Genomic DNA, 16,946 nt, shown 5'->3' with positions numbered 1-16,946 from the left:
CCGCGCCTCACCAGCGCGTGTAGTACTCCTGCACAATCGGGTCGAGCTGCTCGAACAGGTCCGGCGCCGCGGCGACGATGAGCTCGCGACCGCCGGGCGCCTCCCCCAGGCCGCCGATCCGCGCGCCGGCCTCCTTGGCGATGAGCGCTCCAGCGGCGTGATCCCACGGGTTCAGCCCGCGCTCGAAGTAGGCGTCGAGACGGCCCGCCGCGACGTTGCACAGGTCGAGGGAGGCGGCGCCGATCCGCCGGACATCGCGCACCTTGCCGATCAGCTCGGCGACGAACCGCGCCTGCTTGAGCCGCACCTCGGGGTCGTACCCGAACCCGGTGCCGACGAGCGCGAGATCCAGCCCGACACCCTCGGTGACGTGGAGGGGCGTCCCGTTCAGGCGAGCACCGCCTCCCTCGTACGCGGTGAACACCTCGCCGAGCACCGGATTGACCACGGCGCCGGCGAGCGTGCGCCACGTCGCCGGGTCGGGGTCTCCCTCCACGACCGCGACGCTCACGGCGTAGGCCGGGATCCCGTAGAAGTAGTTGACGGTGCCGTCGATGGGGTCGACGACCCAGGTGAGGCCGCTCTCGCCCGCCTCGCCGCCCGACTCCTCGCCGAGGAAGCCGTCGCGCGGCCGAGCGGCCTCGAGAGCACCGCGGATCAGACGCTCCGCCTCCCGGTCGGCCTGCGTCACGATGTCGCTGATGGTCGACTTGGAGGCGGCGACCTCCACGCCGTCGTATCTCCGCTGCTGCGCCAGGGCGGCTGCCCGGCGTGCGACGGTGACGGCGATCTCGAGAAGCTCGGCGGAGGAGGTCATGCCTCCACCCTGTCAGACGCGGCGCCCCCGCGCGCCTGCATCCTCCTGGGTCCGTCTCGTCGCCCGCCGGTCGATGCCAAGGGAGGAGACCCCGCCCCGATCGCGGCCGCAGCCCCTCCCTAGTGCGCAGCACACGGCGCGCCGCGACCGACCATCCTCCGTTACCGACTGCCGCACCCGCGCCCAGCTCGCGGAAAACACGAAAGCCCCCGGTCGAACCGGGGGCTTTCACAACGCGGCGAGTGAGGGATTCGAACCCCCGAAGTCGTAGACAGCTGATTTACAGTCACTGAAAACGAGATTCCCCGAACGGCACCGAGCGGCCTCGCCCAGTCATTACAAGGGATCGCGGTCGACCGACAGTCAGGCGACCATCCCCGAGTCTGCATGTTCGGCCGCAAGTCTGCTCACACAAATGCACACACAGAATGCCCCTGACCGCGAGAGAGCCCCGGTCCGCAGTCTGTGCGGGCCGGGGCTCTCGTTGGGGGGTTGGTTCTACGACGCTGCCCGCTGCAACAGCGACGAGGCTGCCTCCGCAGCATCGCGGTTTGCGTCTCGGAGGAGGTGCCCGTAGAGGTCCGAGGTGATCGAGATGGTGCTGTGCCCGAGCCTCTTGCTGATCACCGCGAGCGGGACGCCGGCAGCGATGAGCAGCGACGCGTGGAGGTGCCTGAGATCGTGGAAGCGGATCTTAGGCAGCTCGGCCTTTGCCACCAGCGACGCGAACACCCGGGAGACGTGATCGGGGCGCAGCTGCTCCCCGTTCTCGTAGGTGAACACGCGGCCCGACTCGACGTAGTCCGCGCCCCACGCGTCGCGTTCCATGTCTTGCCGCAGCTTCCACACCATGAGCGCGCCGATGGCCTCCGAGTCGAGGGAGACGGTGCGGTCCTGGCCTGACTCCGTCTTGATCGGCCCCTCTGCGACTTTCCCACGGACCTGAGACAACTGCACTCGGGCGTGGAGTTCCCGGTTATCGAAGTCGACGTCGGACCAGCGCAGGCCGCACAGTTCCCCACGCCGCAACCCGGTGCGAACCTCGAGCTCAAACATCGCCCCGAGGCGATGGCCGCCGGCAGCGGTGAGGAAGGTGTTTGCGAGGCTCGGCTCCCACATGGTGATCTTCGCCTTGGTCACGGTCGGGAGCGCGACTTTCGCAGCAGCGTTGTAGTCGACCAGGTCGAGTGTCTCGGCTGTGCTGAGCGCGCTGGACAGCGTGGCATGGATGCGGCGGATGGTCGTCGCTCCGCGGCCGGCGCGCTCGAGGTCGCGGATGAACTTGTCGACCTGAGCTCGGCGCAGCTCAGCGAGCCGCAGGCGCCCGAGTGCAGGGATGATGTCCTGCTCGACGTACCGGCGATACATCGCGGCCGTGGAGGGCCGTCGCTTGCCGTCCACGCGGTCTCGAAGCCACGCGATGAGGTACTCGCCGACCGCTGTGGTCTGGTGGCCCTTCCACCGCCCCGACGTAACTTCGGTCAGCGCGGCGGCACGTTCCTTCTGTGCTTCCGCCTTCGTCGCGAAGCCCATCTTGCGCGGCTGAACCCGCTTTCCGGTCGCTGGATCGACACCGCCCGAGATGGCGTAGCCCCATGAACCGTGTTTAGGGTCGCTCAGCAGCCTCGGGCAGGTCCGTGCCTTCGCGTCCGCGCTCGCCCGGTCGGGGAGCGGCGGGTACAGCTTCCCCGCCGCGTCCCGACAGCCGCACCGGCGGTAGATGTCACTGCTCATGCACTCATCTCCTCGGTGAGTTCGTACGCGACCCCAGCCTGAAGGCGGATCGCATCCGCGAGGCTGAGGGCGTCTTCCGCGGACAGGGGCGCCACTCGCACGTCCGCCTCGACGTACCAGCGATCTTCATTCTCGAACTTGGTGACCCGCACCCGGTAAGTCGGGTATCGCCCGTCTGCCTCGGATGCCTCGATCGCCGCCGTTTCGTGGAATGCCCGGTCCTCGGGGTCAGATCGGTCAACTTCGTGGAAGTTGTGAATGCACGCTGATTCGAGGCATTCCTCACGAGTGTGGTGTGCTGCGATAGTTGTCATTGTCCGGTCTTCCTTTCATGTTGTCGGACGATGCCCTCGGCCCGCGGCTACGGGTCGGGGGCGTTCTATTCCAAGCTGAGGCGCTCCGCGTTCTTCACCGCATCCCTCAGCCGGTCTTTGTGCCTATCGATGGCGCGCGAGCCGCGCCTTATTTGCCCCTCTGGGTCACCTTGTGGGCGCCCCTCGGGGTGCTGACGCCAGTAGGAGTCGAGAGCGAGCACCGCGCGCCTGTAGTCCGCGTCAGCCTTGGCGCTGAACTCTTGAGCGAACTCCCACGCGGCCGTGGCGTACTCCGCTCGGTTCTGCAGGCGTGCGATCTCTTCCTGGGCGTAGGCCTTGGGCTCCACGAGTTGCGCGAGGGGCACCTGCAGCACGCGGGCGAAGGCAACGAGTTCATCCACCGACAGACGCCGGCTTCCGTTCAAGGTGTCACTAACTGCCGACGCATGCATCGGGCACCCCTCCTCGCTGAGGAGTTCCGCCAGCCGGCGGACAGAGATGCCCTGCGCTTCCCGCTCCTCGGCGAGCCGGCGCACGGCTGTCTGCTCGGCGTATATAGTCGGCTGTCGTTTCGCCCGGGGCATCCCTGTGTCCTTACGTTCGGATCTTACGAACAGTCACGTTACCAATATCTCCCCATGACTGCAAGCATCTCCCCATAGGAACCAACCGGTTCCGCTGAAGGGAGCCAAAGTCGTGGAGCGATTGCTCACCATCCAGGAAGTCGCCGAGGCGTGCAGAGTCTCGGTCGACACCGTGCGCTTCTGGCGCAAACACGGCACCGGACCGAAGGGATTCCGCGTCGGCCGAGTCGTCCGCTACGCCGAGAGCGACCTCAAGGCGTGGATCAACGAGCGCCGACAGGGGGCTGACAAATGACCCTCAACGACGTCCGGGATCGCGCCACCACCACGCCGGAAGAAGCCGCCGATCTGCTCGGGATGGGCATGCGGCAGACGTACGCGGCCCTCAAGGACGGCTCGCTGCCCAGCATCCGCCTGTCGCGCCGTTACCTCGTCCCCGTGCCGGCCCTGCTCCGCCTCCTCGGGGAGGACAGCTGACGTGGGGTTCAAGGCGACGGAATGGGCATACGGCCTTCATATCGCACCCGCGACGAAGTCCGTACTCCTGGCTCTTGCCCACCGCGCCGATGACAAGACGTTCGAGTGCTTCCCCGGCCAGCAGGTCCTCGCGAGCATGACCGGAGCGTCACTCCGGACCGTGTCACGAGCCCTCAACGAGCTCGAGGCACAAGGTGCGATCACACGAAAGCAGCGTCGTCGGCCAGGGGGATCTCGAACGAGCGACCTCTGCATTCTCAACCTCTCGTACGCGACGCAGAGTCACCAGACAGAGAGTCATGTGACAGAGAGTCACGAGACAGAAGGACCGACCTCACCGGACACAGAGTCCAAACTCACCGGACAGAGTGGCAGGCATATAGAGGAAGAACAATCAGGGGATCACTCAGAAGATCACTCAGATACTCGCGCTGCGCTCGAGGTCGACGCCGAGGGCATCGACCGCCAGACCGCAAGGAGCGCAAGTTGACCCGCTACATCAAGAACGAGAACGGCGGGGTCCACTCCGTCGACGACGAGCACGTGGAGCGGTTCCTCACCGCGTACTCCGACAACGGCATCCCCTACCTCAAGCACGGCATCACCGAGATCTCGGAGGAGGAGGCCCGCGAACTCAACCCGCAGCTGTTCGGTGCGAACGATCCGCAGATCACGTTCACGGACGAGGAGCTTCGGTGAAGATCAACCGCCAGCGGATGCTCGACGAGCTCTTCGGCACAAAGGGGGCGTGACCATGGGCACCGCCAGGCACAACCCCACCACGGTCACGCCGGCATCGATCATCGCCGACGCGGAGGAGCAGCTCCGGGAAGCCGACAAGCTCGCCGCTGACCTCGAGTCCGCCGCTCGCAACGGTGACGAGTCGGTGACCATCGACGACCTGCAGGAAGCGAAGCAGCGCGCCGGCTGGGCACGCATTCGCCGAGACGCAGCCACCAAGAAGGCCGCCCAGCGTGCCGAGGAGCTCCGTCACGAGCAGTACGCGAACCTCCTCAAGAACTACCTGGACGCAGCCACCAAGGACGTCTCCGCCGAGGTGTCCGCCGAGCTCGAGCAGGCACGCCCGCACATCGAGAAGGCGCTGGATCTGCTGATCGAGCGCAACAGGGCCGTGTGGGCCATCACCGAGTACGCCGGCCACGACGTCAACTACACCGACCCAGAAGACGCCCTCCAGTCCCGGTTCTTCCCGAACGTACCGGGAGCGTCCTGGTTCACGTTCCGCGGCAAGCGCTATGACTTCATCCCGGCGACGACTGTCGTCAAAACCCTGCTCGCCCCGCTCAAGTCCCGGATCCGGGACCAGTCCGGCGGAGTCGCGGGCGACTGGATCAAGGAGATCTGATCATGGCCGAACTCGACTACAACCACCTCAGCCAGTTCGGCAACCCGACCAAGGTCGCCGACATCAGCGGACGGGTCGTCACCCACCAGCAGCTGTCCAACCCCGACTTCTACGCCCTCGTGAAGGGCGAACTCATCGCAGGTCGGGTCGACGTGATCGACCAAGGCTGCGACCGAGTCCAGCTGCCGAACGGGGATCGCGTGGGCTTCGACGACCCGCAGGCCGCAGTCGAACTCGCGAAGTCTCAGATGCGCTGGGTCAGCCAGACGCCGTCGCCCTCGGAGATCTTCGACACCCTCGGTCTCGACTGGTTTGACATGCAGATCGACAGCCTGAAGTTCGAGCAGCAGGACCGGACGCTCAACAGCCTCGGAAAGACCGACTGATGGCCGAACAGCGAGCCGGCGGACAGGAGACGACCGAGAAGACCGCCGAGCCGGCCGCAGAACGGGGGAAGCGCAACAAGAAGGCACCTCCCCTCGTCGCTGACGACCTGTACCCCTCGGACGACCTGTACCCGGCCGACGATCTGTTCCCCGGCTAAGGAGCCCGCATGCCGTACACGAAGTCAGGCCCCTTCAATCTCGGGCTCCCCCCGGCGTTGAACCCAGACCATCTCAACAACATGGAGACGCAGTACTCCTCGGCCATGTCGGACACGGCGGCCCTGTACGGCCTCGACGTTCGCCCGTGGGCTCCGAGCACGCAGTACACGGCGGGCCAGATGGTCATCAGCCCGTTCTCCGGCGCAATCGTCAAGGCCAAGACGACGCACACGTCCGGGAGCACTTTCAGCGGGTGCGGCACCAGCGGCAACTGGACCTCCACTGCCACGAACATCGACGTCCGAGACTACGGCGCGAAGCTCGACGGTGCCACCGACGACAGTGGGGCCGTGCAAGCCGCCGCGAATGCCAACCCTGGCCGGGTTATCACCGTCCCGGCTGGGGTGAGCGTGTGGGCGTCCGGTGTCACCCTCGGCCACGGGCAGACGTTGCGCGGTGCGGGACAACAGGACTGGCGCGACCGGACTGGCGCGTTCGGTGACAGCAACTACGCGAACAACGCGAACTACAACGGCACCGTCATCCGCTTCTCCGGCACCACGGGCACGGCGATCACGATCCTGGACACGGAAGTGAACTCCGGTGGGGTGGAGGACTTCACCCTGATCGGCCCCGGCTCCGGGACCAGCACCGGAATCGCGGTCGGCTCGTCCAGCATGAGCGTCGTGAACCTGAAGGTGTCCCGGGTCAAGGTGGCGAACTTCTACCTCGGTGTGTGGACGCAGAACGTCAACGAAGCCACGTTCACTGCGCTCATGATCCGCGGCTGCTCCACCGGCATCAACCTCGACACCGCCACGAACAACAACGCGTTCACCATGCTCGACATCGAGCGCTGCGGCAACGGTGTCATCATCGGGTCGACGTCGTGGGCGAACTCGTTCTACTCGCTGATCGCGCAGAGCTGCTCCGGCATCGGTGTGCAGGTCTCGGGCCAGCTGAACGCGTTCTACAACCCGTACTTCGAAGCGAACACGGGCGGCTGCTTCAACGTGCTCTCCGGGGCGCGCGGCACCGTCCTCGACGCCCCCATGTACGGCGGGTCATCGGGGGCGTTGGCGAACGCAGTCACCATTGCCAGCGGGGCCCTCTACACGGCGCTTCGCTCGCACTCTTCGAACCCCGCCGCGATCATCACCAACGCGGGCACAGGGACGCGGGTCGACGGCGCGATGGGCACTGGGCAGCTTGTGGACTCTGGTACGGGCACGATCCTGATCGACAGTGCCACCGCAGGCTCGGCGTTCGGAACGTCGCTTGCCATCTCGAATCCGACCGTGACGGGATTCACTGTCGGTAACGGCTCGGTCCTGGCGAAGTACAACAAGGTCGGCAAGCGGCTGTTCTGCGAGATCAAGATCACCCTCGGGTCGACCAGCGCGATCACCGGGGCGATCAGCGTCGCCACCGGGCTGACTCTGTTCAACGCGCGCATCCCCGCGAACGCGATCATGGTCAACAGCACCAGCGGGGCCACCTATCAGGGCATGGCGCACGTCACCAGTGCGGGCCTGGTCACCATCGGGGTGATGAGCCTCACCGACCGGAGCATCCAGGCGCTCAGCTCGACGGTCCCGTTCGCGATGTCCACGAACGACTGGATCGCGGTGAGCTTCACCGCCGACACGCCGTGACGACCGCGTAGGCGCAAGGAGAACCGATCATGCCCGATACCCACACCACCGAAGGCTCGATCGTCGCGTACCTGCGACTGGACAAGTCCGACTGGGACCGCAAACTCGACGAAGCCGAGGCCCGGGCCCGGGAGTTGGGTCGCACTGACCCGAACATCAAGGTCAACGCGGACGTCGCCGAGGCGATGGCGAAGATCGAAGCGCTCCGAGCGGCGGAGGGCAGCCTCACCGGTGTCAACGTGGGCGCGAAGGGCGGCTCGGGCGCGTCGAAGATCGACGAGGTCACTGCCGCGCAGAACCGTCTCACGGCGGCGGAGGCTGCGTCCGAGGTCGCCACCCAGCGGGCCATCGTCGCGCAGATGCGCCTCGACGAGCGCCGCGACAAGACCCGCATGACGGATGGGCAGCTCGCCGCCGCGGAACTCGGTGTGCAGGTTGCCATCCAGCGGTCCGAGGCGGCGGCAGCACGCGCCGCCACTGCGGAGGACGCTCTCACCGCCGCGAAGGCACGCCAGGCGGAGGAGTCCGACCGGTCCGCGGTGGCTGCGCTGCGTGAAGCGGCAGCCTTGGAAGCTGACCGCAACGCCACCGACAAGGCCGCCCAGTCGAACCAGAACAACGTCGGGCGCCTCGGCCTTGTCGTCGCGGGCATCGCCGCAGCGATCCCCCTCGCGTCGCAGCTCGCCGGTGCCGCGGTCGGTATCGCTGGTGGTATGGCGGGAATGGGCGCCGCCGGTGTCCTCGCGATCCTTGGCATCAAGCAGCAGATGCAGGACGGCACCCAGGCTGGCAACGAGTACCGCGCCGGGCTGCAGATCCTCCAGGGTGACCTGCAGCAGCTTGAGACAACCGCGTCCAGTGGGGTGCTCAACGGGTTCGACCGGTCCCTGTCGGCCGTGCACGACGAACTCCCGGCACTGAACGACGAGATCCGTGTGTTCTCGGGCGAGCTCGGCACCGCCGCGTCTGTCGTCACCACCGGTGTCGTCACGGCGCTGCGGGTCATGAACCCCCTGTTCGTGCAGGCCGGGTTCTACGTTGAGCAGCTCGCCGCCGGGTTCACCCACTGGACCCAGGACGGGGGGCTGGCGAAGTTCACACAGGACGCCATCACCTCGCTCCCGCAGGTCACGCAAGCGCTCGGCAACCTGCTCCACGGCATCCTGGACCTGATTCAGGCGTTCTCGCCCCTCGGCCCTGTCCTGTTGGGGACGATTAGCCTCATCGGTAACCTGCTGTCGCTGCTCAGCATGCTCGGGCCCGCGTTCCCGCCGATCCTCGCCGGCGCGATCGCCGCGTTCACCATGTTCATGAAGTGGGAGGCCATCGCGCCCGTCCTCGAGGATGTGGCGTGGCGGCTCGGCGCGGTCGGTGTGGCCGCGGACATTGCCTCCGGCCCGGTCGGGTGGATCATCGGTGCCGCGTCGCTCCTCGCTGCTGGTCTTGTCGGCATCGCTGTCGGGGCTGGGCAGGCCACTCAGGCGACCGAGGACTATACGGCGGCGGTGCAGCAGGACAACGGTGTGATCGGCCAGCATGTGCAGGCTCAGGCGGCGGACAACCTCCAGAAGTCCGGTGCACTCGACCTGGCGAAGAAGCTGAACATCAGCACGAAGGAACTCACCGCAGCCACGACCACGGACGACGCCGCCCGGCAGAAGCTGATCAGCACCCTGCAGAAGCAGGTGGACGCCGGCTACAAGATTGAGGCGTCCGGCTACCGAGCCATTCGAGTGCAGACCGATCAGGGCAAGGCGGCGCAGGAGCTGATCGGCAAGCTGAACGGCACGCACGGCGCGATCTCCAGCCAGATCCAGGCGTACAACGATGTGGCTCAGGCGCAGGGCCAGTCGACGATCTCCTCGGCGGCGCAGCTGCGTGCTGCGCAGGCTCTCGCGGCCACGTACGGCATGTCGGTGCCGCAGATGCTCGCCGCGAAGGGGGCGCAGCAGCAGAACGCGGACCAGGCGGCGGCGACGACCCGGCAACTGCAGTTCGAGAACGACGCCGCGACCCTGCTGACGAACGCGTTCACGCTCCTCAACGGTGGCATGCTCTCCGTCGCGCAGGCGCAGACCGGTGCGGCCGCGGCGGGGAACACGCTCCTCGACTCGCTGAAGCAGAACGGCACCGCGATCGACGGTAACTCGAAGGCCGCGGTCGCGAACCAGCAGGCGCTCGAGCAGAAGGTCGCGGCGGACCAGCAGGCCGCGGAGGCGATCGCGAAGCAGACCGGCTCCACGGAGGCGGGCACGAAAGCGTTCGCCGCGTCGAAGCAGGCTCTCATCGACCAGCTCACCGCGACGGGGCAGCTGACCCCGGCGATCCAGGCGCTCATCGACAAGTACTACGCGGTGCCGCCTGTGGTGAAGACGCAGGCTGAACTGGACGCGGACGCGGCCTCGGCCAAGCTCGCAGCGTTCAAGGCTGAGCTCGCGTCGATCCACGACCAGACCGTCACCCTGACCGTCGTCACGAACAACGTGGGCGCGCCGGCTCAGATGCCCGCCAACACCACCGGTGGGGCGTACAAGTTCGCGCACGGCGGCGACGTCATGGCGTACCGGGCTTCCGGCGGGCCGATGAACTACCTCGCTGTGGGTGGGCACGGCATGTGGCAGCCGCAGGGCACCGACATGGTCCCGGCGATGCTCACCGAGGGCGAGTTCGTGGTCAAGGAGAAATCCGCCAGCTACGACCCGCAGTTCATGAAGGCGTACAACGACAACCCTGCCGCGGCTCTCGCATCGGTCGGGCCGAAGAGCGGGGACCGGCCGATCTTCATGGACGGCTCCCTGTTCGGGGTGCTTCGTGAGATGGCGAACGGTGAGGCACAGATCGTGGTCAATCAGGCGGCGGCTCGTCAGCGGGCTGGGCTCCGTTCCGGGATGCAGAAGGTGGCGTACTGATGGGCGCGTTCACTGGAGGCGCCCGGGCGCGAGATCTCTTCGACAAGGGCCTGGGCTGCAATGCCATCGCCAAGGAGCTTGGGGTTTCCCCCTCCACTATCTCGGCGTGGGCGAAGCGTGAAGGTCTCGAATTCGACCGGGCACAGGTCAAGGCTGCCAACCAAGCGCGCGAAGTAGACGGGAAGGCCCGCCGGCTGGAGCTCAAGCTCCGGGCATACAAGCGTGCGGAAGCGCTGTATGACCGGCTGGAGGCACCGACCTTCAAGACCCTCGTACGCACCGAGGTAGGGGTAGAAAAGGCGCGGGAGCTCGATTTCGTGCCCGCGCAGAACGAGCGCGACATCGCTCAAGCGATCCAGACCCACATCACAGCTGCGATGAAGATGGAAGCGGCCGACGGTACCCCCGGCCTCGACGACGCCACCAGCCTCCTCAGCCGCTTGGGCGACGCCCTGGGCGTCACGTCTACGCACTCAGCTTGAACGCTCGCGTCGCCAGTATCGAGAAGCCAAGGTAGTAGTGAGCGAGGCCGATAGCCGCCTCGAGGAAGTTCAGGTAATCGAGTTCAATGATGAGCTCGCTCTCGCTCTTGCGGAAAGCCTGGAGTGCCTCTCGCTTCTCCCCGTAGTGGATGTATTCCCCGTACATGTATCGCGAGATTAGTTCTGTGGGCCGCGCGTGCTCGAACGGTATAGGGGTGGGAGAGTCACCCTGCCCCACGTATGCACTGTTGACGTGCTTGCGCGCCACGATGGCTTCGACCCGCTGTTGGAGCAAGCGCCCGTGCGCCCGTCTCCAGGCGCTGAGAATGTCCTGGCGTCGATCCTGGAAGGAGTCAGTGGTGGTTCGGGTGAGGCGGGAGATGATGCCGACGACGTCACTGTAGCTTGCGCTCTCGTCTTTGGCATACAGCTGCCTGAACTGAGTTATGAAGCCGCCGACATTCTCTCGAGGGCTCTTTTGAGTCTGAATGTCTGCGGTCCCGTCCGCCTTGATCGTGAATGTGACACCGTCATGAGCGCTCATGAGTGAGTAACTCGCGAGGTCCCGGCACGTCGACACGAATCGTCGTGCTCGCGCAGCCTCATCTGGGTCGAACGGTTCAGGAAACGCGGGGAAAGCGGCCGGGTCTGGCAGATCGAACGCGTAGCTTGCGAACTGCCAGAACCGCGAAAAAGCCTGAGGGTCGGCGGCGAGATGAGCGTAAGGGGGCGCAAATCGCAACGGTTGAGGAAGGACCGCGTCATGGAACGAGGTCCCTTGGTATGTGACCGTCCCTTGGCTGTCTTTGCGCCCCATCCGACTCAGCAGCCTGCCGAAGTATCTGCAGACAGGTTGAGCGCAAGCCGAATCCGCTGGGCCGCCGCGGCCGCTCCGTTGTCCACGTAGCCGTTGGATGTGGCGGACGCCGCCTCGAATGATTGCGCTGTCGATATAGCGTCGTAGTTCGAGATGATGGCGAAGTCTGCGTCGGTGATGAGCTTGATGTCGGCCGAGGAAACGGCAGACGGCCAGACCACCGTCGTGTCCGTGAACGCCTTGGCTTCTGCCTGATACGCATCCCGCGCCGAGGCCGCCGTTTGTTTCACCGCGGCGAGGTCCTGCGCAGCGAACGCGGCGCTGTTCGCTGCCGTCGCTTTATTCGCCGCACAGACGCCAGCGAGGTAGTACTTGGCTGCCTCGTCGAGGCTCATCGTGTGAACCGTCGGCGTCGGCGTCGGGCTCGCTTCGGCACTGCGGGTGGAGTCGCTCGGCTGAGCGACCGTTTCGCCGTGCGCCGAGCAGCCGCTGAGGGCCAGCACCGCCAGCACCAGTGCGATCAGAGACTTCCTCATAATTCGCTGATCGTAGCGGCCAGACCAGACTCTTCGGTACACCCCGGACGGGGCAGTGGCGGCCGACCCTTTACGTTCAGCGAACAGGTCACGTGAGATCTGACCTAATAGCGCCCGGCGAGGACACCGCCCGTGGGCGAAGATTGCCGTGCGGCAAGGAAACCTTCACCGAGGGCAATATCCCAGGTGAGCGGGCAAAAACGCTCTGGCCCCCCGCCATGGATCAGGGGTACGGTGCGTCCATGTCAGTGCACTGGAACAAGCCAAAGATGCGAGTCGGACAGGTGTGGGCGTGGCGTCCGGAAAAGGGAAAGCCGATCGAACGCGCACGGTTACTTGACGTCGACGACAACGTCCACGTCCGCGCGGAACTCATTGACCGGCCGGAGCCGTGCGAGGTGGTCGATCGGGCGGGGACCTTCTGGTGCCCGTGGGACCAGCTCGGCGACGAGCTCGAGGAGCGCGTGGCAATTGGCGTGCGGCTTGAGATGGCGCGCGCGGGCGTCCTCGAGGCGACTAGAGCGGACGCGGTGAACGAGGGGCCCATTGCCGTAAAGGTGCGAGCGCCCGGCGAGGCTTCGGCTCGCGTGGCGTACTCCCTGGAGGACGCGGCCCTCGAATGCGGCGTCTCCCCGAGCTTCCTGCGCAGCTTTGTGAGACGGAACGACCTCGTCGTGCACTATGCGCTCAGTAAGGCCATCATCTTGGCCGAGGATCTGCGGGCCTGGGTTCAGTCCCTACCGGAGGAAAGGTGACGGATCGAGCAACGGTCCGTTGTTCGCACACCGCTCACACATCGGGCCCCGAACAACGAGAAAGGGGACCCGGATAGTCCGAGTCCCCTTTGTTTTCCTGGCGTGGCGAGTGAGGGATTCGAACCCCCGAAGTCGTAGACAGCTGATTTACAGTCAGATCCCTTTGGCCGCTTGGGTAACTCGCCGGCTGCACCGCGGTCTGCCGACCGGATGGCGCCAGACAAGAATACTCGTCGCGCGCTCGCAGACGAAATCAGCGCCGTTCCAGGGCGTTTCGGAGCATTCCGGCGCGGTTCGGAGCGGTTCGGAGCGTCAGGCCGCGAGCGCCACGACCGGCGCGGCCGCGTCGGCGGAGGAGGCTGCAGCTGCGTCGGCCGTCTCCGCACCGGTCGGCAGGAGGCTGATCACCGGGGCACCGGCGAACTCGGCCGCGACCGCGGTCAGGAGATCGCGCTCCGACACGTCGAGCTCGCGGCAGAGCGCCGCGACGATCTCGGACGACGCCTCCTTGCGACCGCGCTCGATCTCGGAGAGGTAGGGGATGGAGACGCTGGACCGCTCGGAGAGCTGACGCAGGGTCGTGCCCCGCTCCGTCCGGATCCGGCGGAGCACGGTGCCGAGGGCGTGCCGCACAAGCATGGCGACAGCCTAAGCCGCGGACACGCGATCCGCGCCGCCCCCGTCGGCGCGTTCTGCTCTGAGCAGAATCCGAGCGTCGCGCTCGTCGTCGGGTTCGGGGCCATGGAAACGGATGCGCGACACCCCGATGCGGGTGCGGGCGCTGTCGGTGGTCGGGCGCAGAATCGTGGGCATGAGAACGGTGGAGATTTGCGAACGGTGCGACGGCACGGGGGCCGACCCCAACCAGCACAGCGAGGAGATCGTCCTCTGCGTCGAGTGCGCCGGCGACGGCTGCCACGTGACCTACTACGCCGAGCTGGCGCAGACCGCCTGACCGGGGATGGCCGGACGGCCGGACCGTCCGAGTCGGGTCTGCCCGGCGACAGCCCGATCGGTAGACTTGTCGTTCGGCAGATCGAAGGGATCGGGAATATGGCAGACTCCTCGTTCGACGTGGTCAGCAAGGTCGACAAGATGGAGGCGGACAACGCCGTCAACCAGGCTCGCAAAGAGGTGGAGCAGCGCTACGACTTCAAGAACGTCGGAGCGGAGGTCGACTGGAGCGGCGAGAAGATCCTCCTGAAGGCCAACACCGAGGAGCGCGTGAAGGCGGTCCTCGACGTTCTCGAGTCGAAGTTCGTCAAGCGCGGCATTTCGCTCAAATCGCTCGACGCGGGGAAGCCCTACGCGTCGGGCAAGGAGTTCCGGGTCGAGGTCGGGCTCAAGAACGGCATCGAGCAGGATGCCGCGAAGAAGATCAGCAAGCTCATCCGCGACGAGGCGCCGAAGAGCGTGAAGGCGCAGATCCAGGGTGACGAGCTGCGCGTGAGCTCGAAGAGCCGCGACGACCTCCAGGCGACGATGTCCCTGCTCAAGAACGCGGATCTGGACGTCGCGCTCCAGTTCGTGAACCTTCGCTGACCGGCGCGTACCCGCTGAGCCAGCGCTCGATGCGCCGGTAGGCGATCTCTCGGACGGGCTCCGGGGACAGGAAGACGTCGTGCAGCGCGCCGTCGATCCACGCGATCGTCACGGTGTCGCCGAGACGCAGCGCCTGGGTCGCGATGTCCCGCACGACGAGGACGGAATCGGACCGGCGCATCTCCTCCGACCAGTACGGCACCAGCGTCGACCGCTTCGACAGGAGGGTCAGCACGGGCGCATCGATCTCGAGGCCGGCCGCCACCCTCGTGTGCCCGACGAGCACGGCCCTCAGCCACGCGGGATGCACCGGGAACCCGCGCGCCGGGCGCCACGCGAGGTCGTAGTCCCACTCGCCGTCCTGTGTCCTCGAGACGGTGCGCGTGTAGAACCCCAGGTCGACGTTCGGCATGGGCGCCTTCGGGTCGATGCGGGCCTGCAGGTCGACGAACGGGGTGAGCGCCGACCGGCCCGCGGAATGCGCCTGGAATTCGAGCCACGGGCTGTTCAGGATGAGAGCCCGGGCCCGGCCGGGGTGCCGGGCCGCCCAGAGGCTCAGCGTGAGGCCGCCCGTCGAGTGGCCGAGGAGCACGAGGGAGCGCTGATGGTCGCGTCCGTTCGCGCCGTGACCCATCGCCTCCAGAGCGGCCTCGATGTCCTCGTCGTAGGTCGCCAGATCGTCGACGAACCCCGGCGTCTGCCCCGGTCTCAGGCTGCGGCCGTACTTGCGGAGGTCGAGTGCGAAGAATCGCGCGCCGGCATCGTGCCAGAAGCGGGCGAGGTGCGACTGGAAGAAGTAGTCCGACCAACCGTGCACGTAGAGCACGTCGATCCCGGAGGCGACGGGCCGATGGAGGTGCAGGTGCGGTGCGGCGGCGTAACGGACGAGGGTGGCGACCACGTCGCCTTCGACATCGGGCTCCAGCGGCAGCGTGAGCTGCTCGAACGGGTCGCCGAGCACGTCGGGCCGCCACTCCGCTGCGCTGCTCACGCCTTCAGCCTGCCAGGGGGAGCCTCTCCGGCGCGAGTGGCTCGTCGCAGTCAGTCGACGGCGGGCACCCCGTTGGAGACGCGGACCATCTCGTCGCGCGGCACGACCTTGATCCGTGCGCGGCCGCGCTCGCTGCCGAGCGCCTGCTCGTGGGCGTCGAGGTTGTGCCAGCCGTCGAGGTTCGTGTACTCCACACCCCGCTCGCGGAGCAGCCTCTCCACCGATTCCTCGGAGGGGTCTGCCGGCGACCACCAGTTGCCCTGATCGTTGATCACATGCTTGATCGTCTCCATGGCGTCGGACTTCGTGTGACCGATGAGTCCGACCGGCCCGCGCTTGATCCACCCCGTGGCGTACACGCCGTACATGCGCTCGTTGTCGCCCTTGCGCAGCACCTGACCCTCGTGGTTCGGGATGACGCCGTGCCGCTTGTCGAACGGGATGTCGGGCAGGGGCGATCCGAAGTAGCCGACGGCGCGGTACAGCGCCTGGATCTCGACCTCGCGGATCTCGCCGGTCCCGCGCACACCGCCCTCGCCGTCCGGCGCGGTGCGCTCGTAGCGGAGTGCGGCCACGTTGCCGTGCTCGTCACCGACGACCTCGAGCGGCTTCGCATAGAAGTGGAGGTGCAGCCTACGGCTCGCGGAGCCCACCTCACGCTGGCGCCACGACTGCAGCACACGGTCGATCACCATGACCTGCTTGTTGCTGGCGACGGCAGAGCGGGACTGCTCGTCGTAGTCGAAGTCCTCGTCGTACAGGATCATGTCGACGTCGCGCAGCTCACCCAGCTCGCGCAGCTCGAGCGGCGTGAACTTCACCTGCGCGGGCCCGCGACGGCCGAACACGTGGACGTCGGTGACCGGCGAGTCCTTGAGGATCTCGTAGACGTTGTCGGGGATCTCGGTCGGCAGGAGGTCGTCGGCGTGCTTGGCGAGGATCCGCGAGACGTCGAGCGCCACGTTGCCGTTCCCGATGACCGCGACCGACTTCGCTTCGAGCGGCCACGTGCGGGGGACGTCCGGGTGACCGTCGTACCAGCTCACGAAGTCGGCCGCCCCGTAGGAGCCGTTGAGGTGCATGCCGGGGATCTCGAGGGCGGCGTCGCGCACGGCACCCGTGGCGAAGATGACGGCGTTGTAGTGGTGCTTCAGGTCTTCGAGCGTGATGTCGCGGCCGTACTCCACATTGCCGAAAATACGGATGTCGCCGCGATCGAGCACCTCGCGCAGGGCGCCGATGATGCCCTTGATGCGCGGGTGGTCGGGGGCGACACCGTAACGGACCAGGCCGTACGGCGCGGGAAGCTGCTCGAACAGGTCGATCGACACGTCGAAGTTCCGCTCCGCGCGCAGGAGGATGTCGGCGGCGTAGATGCCGGCCGGGCCGGCGCCGACGATGGCCAGTCGGAGTTTGGTCATG

Annotated in this window: 22 protein-coding genes and 1 tRNA gene; 13 read left to right on the top strand and 10 right to left on the bottom strand. The window is 66.7% G+C overall.

The features are described 5' to 3' along the window. Nucleotides 1-7 precede the first annotated feature (7 nt). The 4 genes from FPT20_RS01830 to FPT20_RS01815 form a co-directional block, all read right to left on the bottom strand. On the bottom strand, nt 8-817 hold the full coding sequence (locus FPT20_RS01830) for an inositol monophosphatase family protein (protein ID WP_158862015.1): 810 nt from the start codon (nt 815-817) through the stop codon (nt 8-10). A gap of 498 nt (nt 818-1,315) precedes the next feature. Then, a complete protein-coding gene (locus FPT20_RS01825; RefSeq protein ID WP_158862013.1) occupies nt 1,316-2,551 on the bottom strand; it encodes a site-specific integrase in 1,236 nt (411 codons plus the stop codon). Beyond that, complete coding sequence (locus FPT20_RS01820; RefSeq protein WP_158862011.1) at nt 2,548-2,865, bottom strand: hypothetical protein; 318 nt, start codon at nt 2,863-2,865, stop codon at nt 2,548-2,550. The genes FPT20_RS01825 and FPT20_RS01820 overlap by 4 nt, the downstream gene beginning before the upstream one ends. A 65-nt stretch (nt 2,866-2,930) precedes the next feature. After that, nucleotides 2,931-3,449: a helix-turn-helix domain-containing protein gene (locus FPT20_RS01815; protein ID WP_158862009.1), complete on the bottom strand. Its 519-nt coding sequence runs from the start codon at nt 3,447-3,449 to the stop codon at nt 2,931-2,933. Nucleotides 3,450-3,561: 112 nt separating this feature from the next. Here FPT20_RS01815 and FPT20_RS01810 point away from each other — a divergent pair, with 112 nt between their 5' ends. Genes FPT20_RS01810 through FPT20_RS01765 form a run of 10 tightly spaced genes read left to right on the top strand, consistent with a single transcriptional unit; the run spans nt 3,562 to nt 10,883 of the window. Then, on the top strand, nt 3,562-3,744 hold the full coding sequence (locus FPT20_RS01810; RefSeq protein ID WP_199245639.1) for a helix-turn-helix transcriptional regulator: 183 nt from the start codon (nt 3,562-3,564) through the stop codon (nt 3,742-3,744). Then, nucleotides 3,741-3,926 carry a helix-turn-helix domain-containing protein gene (locus FPT20_RS01805; protein WP_158862007.1) on the top strand — a complete coding sequence of 62 codons (186 nt, stop codon included), beginning with the start codon at nt 3,741-3,743 and terminating at the stop codon, nt 3,924-3,926. Before FPT20_RS01810 ends, FPT20_RS01805 begins: the two co-directional genes overlap by 4 nt. Before the next feature lies 1 nt (nt 3,927). Then, on the top strand, nt 3,928-4,416 hold the full coding sequence (locus FPT20_RS18205; protein WP_158862005.1) for a helix-turn-helix domain-containing protein: 489 nt from the start codon (nt 3,928-3,930) through the stop codon (nt 4,414-4,416). Further along, a complete protein-coding gene (locus FPT20_RS01795) occupies nt 4,413-4,625 on the top strand; it encodes a hypothetical protein (RefSeq protein WP_158862003.1) in 213 nt (70 codons plus the stop codon). Before FPT20_RS18205 ends, FPT20_RS01795 begins: the two co-directional genes overlap by 4 nt. A 49-nt stretch (nt 4,626-4,674) precedes the next feature. Further along, complete coding sequence (locus FPT20_RS01790; RefSeq protein WP_158862001.1) at nt 4,675-5,292, top strand: hypothetical protein; 618 nt, start codon at nt 4,675-4,677, stop codon at nt 5,290-5,292. Nucleotides 5,293-5,294: 2 nt separating this feature from the next. Continuing rightward, complete coding sequence (locus tag FPT20_RS01785) at nt 5,295-5,678, top strand: hypothetical protein (protein ID WP_158861999.1); 384 nt, start codon at nt 5,295-5,297, stop codon at nt 5,676-5,678. Next, nucleotides 5,678-5,836: a hypothetical protein gene (locus FPT20_RS01780; protein WP_158861997.1), complete on the top strand. Its 159-nt coding sequence runs from the start codon at nt 5,678-5,680 to the stop codon at nt 5,834-5,836. The genes FPT20_RS01785 and FPT20_RS01780 overlap by 1 nt, the downstream gene beginning before the upstream one ends. Before the next feature lie 9 nt (nt 5,837-5,845). Continuing rightward, a complete protein-coding gene (locus FPT20_RS01775) occupies nt 5,846-7,492 on the top strand; it encodes a glycosyl hydrolase family 28-related protein (RefSeq protein WP_158861995.1) in 1,647 nt (548 codons plus the stop codon). A gap of 29 nt (nt 7,493-7,521) precedes the next feature. Further along, nucleotides 7,522-10,401, top strand: coding sequence for a hypothetical protein (locus tag FPT20_RS01770; protein WP_158861993.1), 2,880 nt, complete (start codon nt 7,522-7,524; stop codon nt 10,399-10,401). Then, nucleotides 10,401-10,883 carry a helix-turn-helix domain-containing protein gene (locus FPT20_RS01765; protein ID WP_158861991.1) on the top strand — a complete coding sequence of 161 codons (483 nt, stop codon included), beginning with the start codon at nt 10,401-10,403 and terminating at the stop codon, nt 10,881-10,883. The genes FPT20_RS01770 and FPT20_RS01765 overlap by 1 nt, the downstream gene beginning before the upstream one ends. On the opposite strand, the gene FPT20_RS01760 is transcribed toward FPT20_RS01765, so the two are convergent. Both FPT20_RS01760 and FPT20_RS01755 read right to left on the bottom strand, forming a co-directional pair. Beyond that, a complete protein-coding gene (locus FPT20_RS01760; protein ID WP_158861989.1) occupies nt 10,867-11,700 on the bottom strand; it encodes a hypothetical protein in 834 nt (277 codons plus the stop codon). The genes FPT20_RS01765 and FPT20_RS01760 overlap by 17 nt on opposite strands. A 5-nt stretch (nt 11,701-11,705) precedes the next feature. Further along, nucleotides 11,706-12,236, bottom strand: coding sequence for a hypothetical protein (locus FPT20_RS01755; protein ID WP_158861987.1), 531 nt, complete (start codon nt 12,234-12,236; stop codon nt 11,706-11,708). A 242-nt stretch (nt 12,237-12,478) separates the two neighbouring features. Here FPT20_RS01755 and FPT20_RS01750 point away from each other — a divergent pair, with 242 nt between their 5' ends. After that, nucleotides 12,479-12,991 (top strand): hypothetical protein, encoded by a 513-nt coding sequence (locus tag FPT20_RS01750; protein WP_158861984.1) that lies wholly within the window; start codon nt 12,479-12,481, stop codon nt 12,989-12,991. Between the two features lie 103 nt (nt 12,992-13,094). Here the strand turns inward: FPT20_RS01750 and FPT20_RS01745 are convergent. Further along, nucleotides 13,095-13,176, bottom strand: a tRNA-Tyr gene (locus tag FPT20_RS01745). Between the two features lie 127 nt (nt 13,177-13,303). Beyond that, nucleotides 13,304-13,630: a helix-turn-helix domain-containing protein gene (locus FPT20_RS01740; RefSeq protein ID WP_158861982.1), complete on the bottom strand. Its 327-nt coding sequence runs from the start codon at nt 13,628-13,630 to the stop codon at nt 13,304-13,306. A 172-nt stretch (nt 13,631-13,802) separates the two neighbouring features. On the opposite strand from FPT20_RS01740, the gene FPT20_RS01735 reads away from it, so the two are divergent. Then, on the top strand, nt 13,803-13,946 hold the full coding sequence (locus FPT20_RS01735; protein ID WP_199246065.1) for a hypothetical protein: 144 nt from the start codon (nt 13,803-13,805) through the stop codon (nt 13,944-13,946). Between the two features lie 98 nt (nt 13,947-14,044). Beyond that, nucleotides 14,045-14,533, top strand: a complete 489-nt coding sequence (locus FPT20_RS01730) for a YajQ family cyclic di-GMP-binding protein (RefSeq protein ID WP_158861978.1) — start codon at nt 14,045-14,047, stop codon at nt 14,531-14,533. On the opposite strand, the gene FPT20_RS01725 is transcribed toward FPT20_RS01730, so the two are convergent. Both FPT20_RS01725 and FPT20_RS01720 read right to left on the bottom strand, forming a co-directional pair. Continuing rightward, nucleotides 14,484-15,524, bottom strand: a complete 1,041-nt coding sequence (locus FPT20_RS01725; protein WP_158861976.1) for an alpha/beta hydrolase — start codon at nt 15,522-15,524, stop codon at nt 14,484-14,486. The genes FPT20_RS01730 and FPT20_RS01725 overlap by 50 nt on opposite strands. Before the next feature lie 50 nt (nt 15,525-15,574). Continuing rightward, nucleotides 15,575-16,945: an FAD-dependent oxidoreductase gene (locus FPT20_RS01720; protein WP_158861973.1), complete on the bottom strand. Its 1,371-nt coding sequence runs from the start codon at nt 16,943-16,945 to the stop codon at nt 15,575-15,577. Between the last annotated feature and the right edge of the window lies 1 nt (nt 16,946).

This window comes from Leifsonia sp. AG29, from assembly GCF_009765225.1.
In the GTDB taxonomy this organism is placed as follows: domain Bacteria; phylum Actinomycetota; class Actinomycetes; order Actinomycetales; family Microbacteriaceae; genus Leifsonia.
Note: the sequence above shows the minus strand (reverse complement) of the source record. Positions and strands in the feature narration are given on the sequence as shown.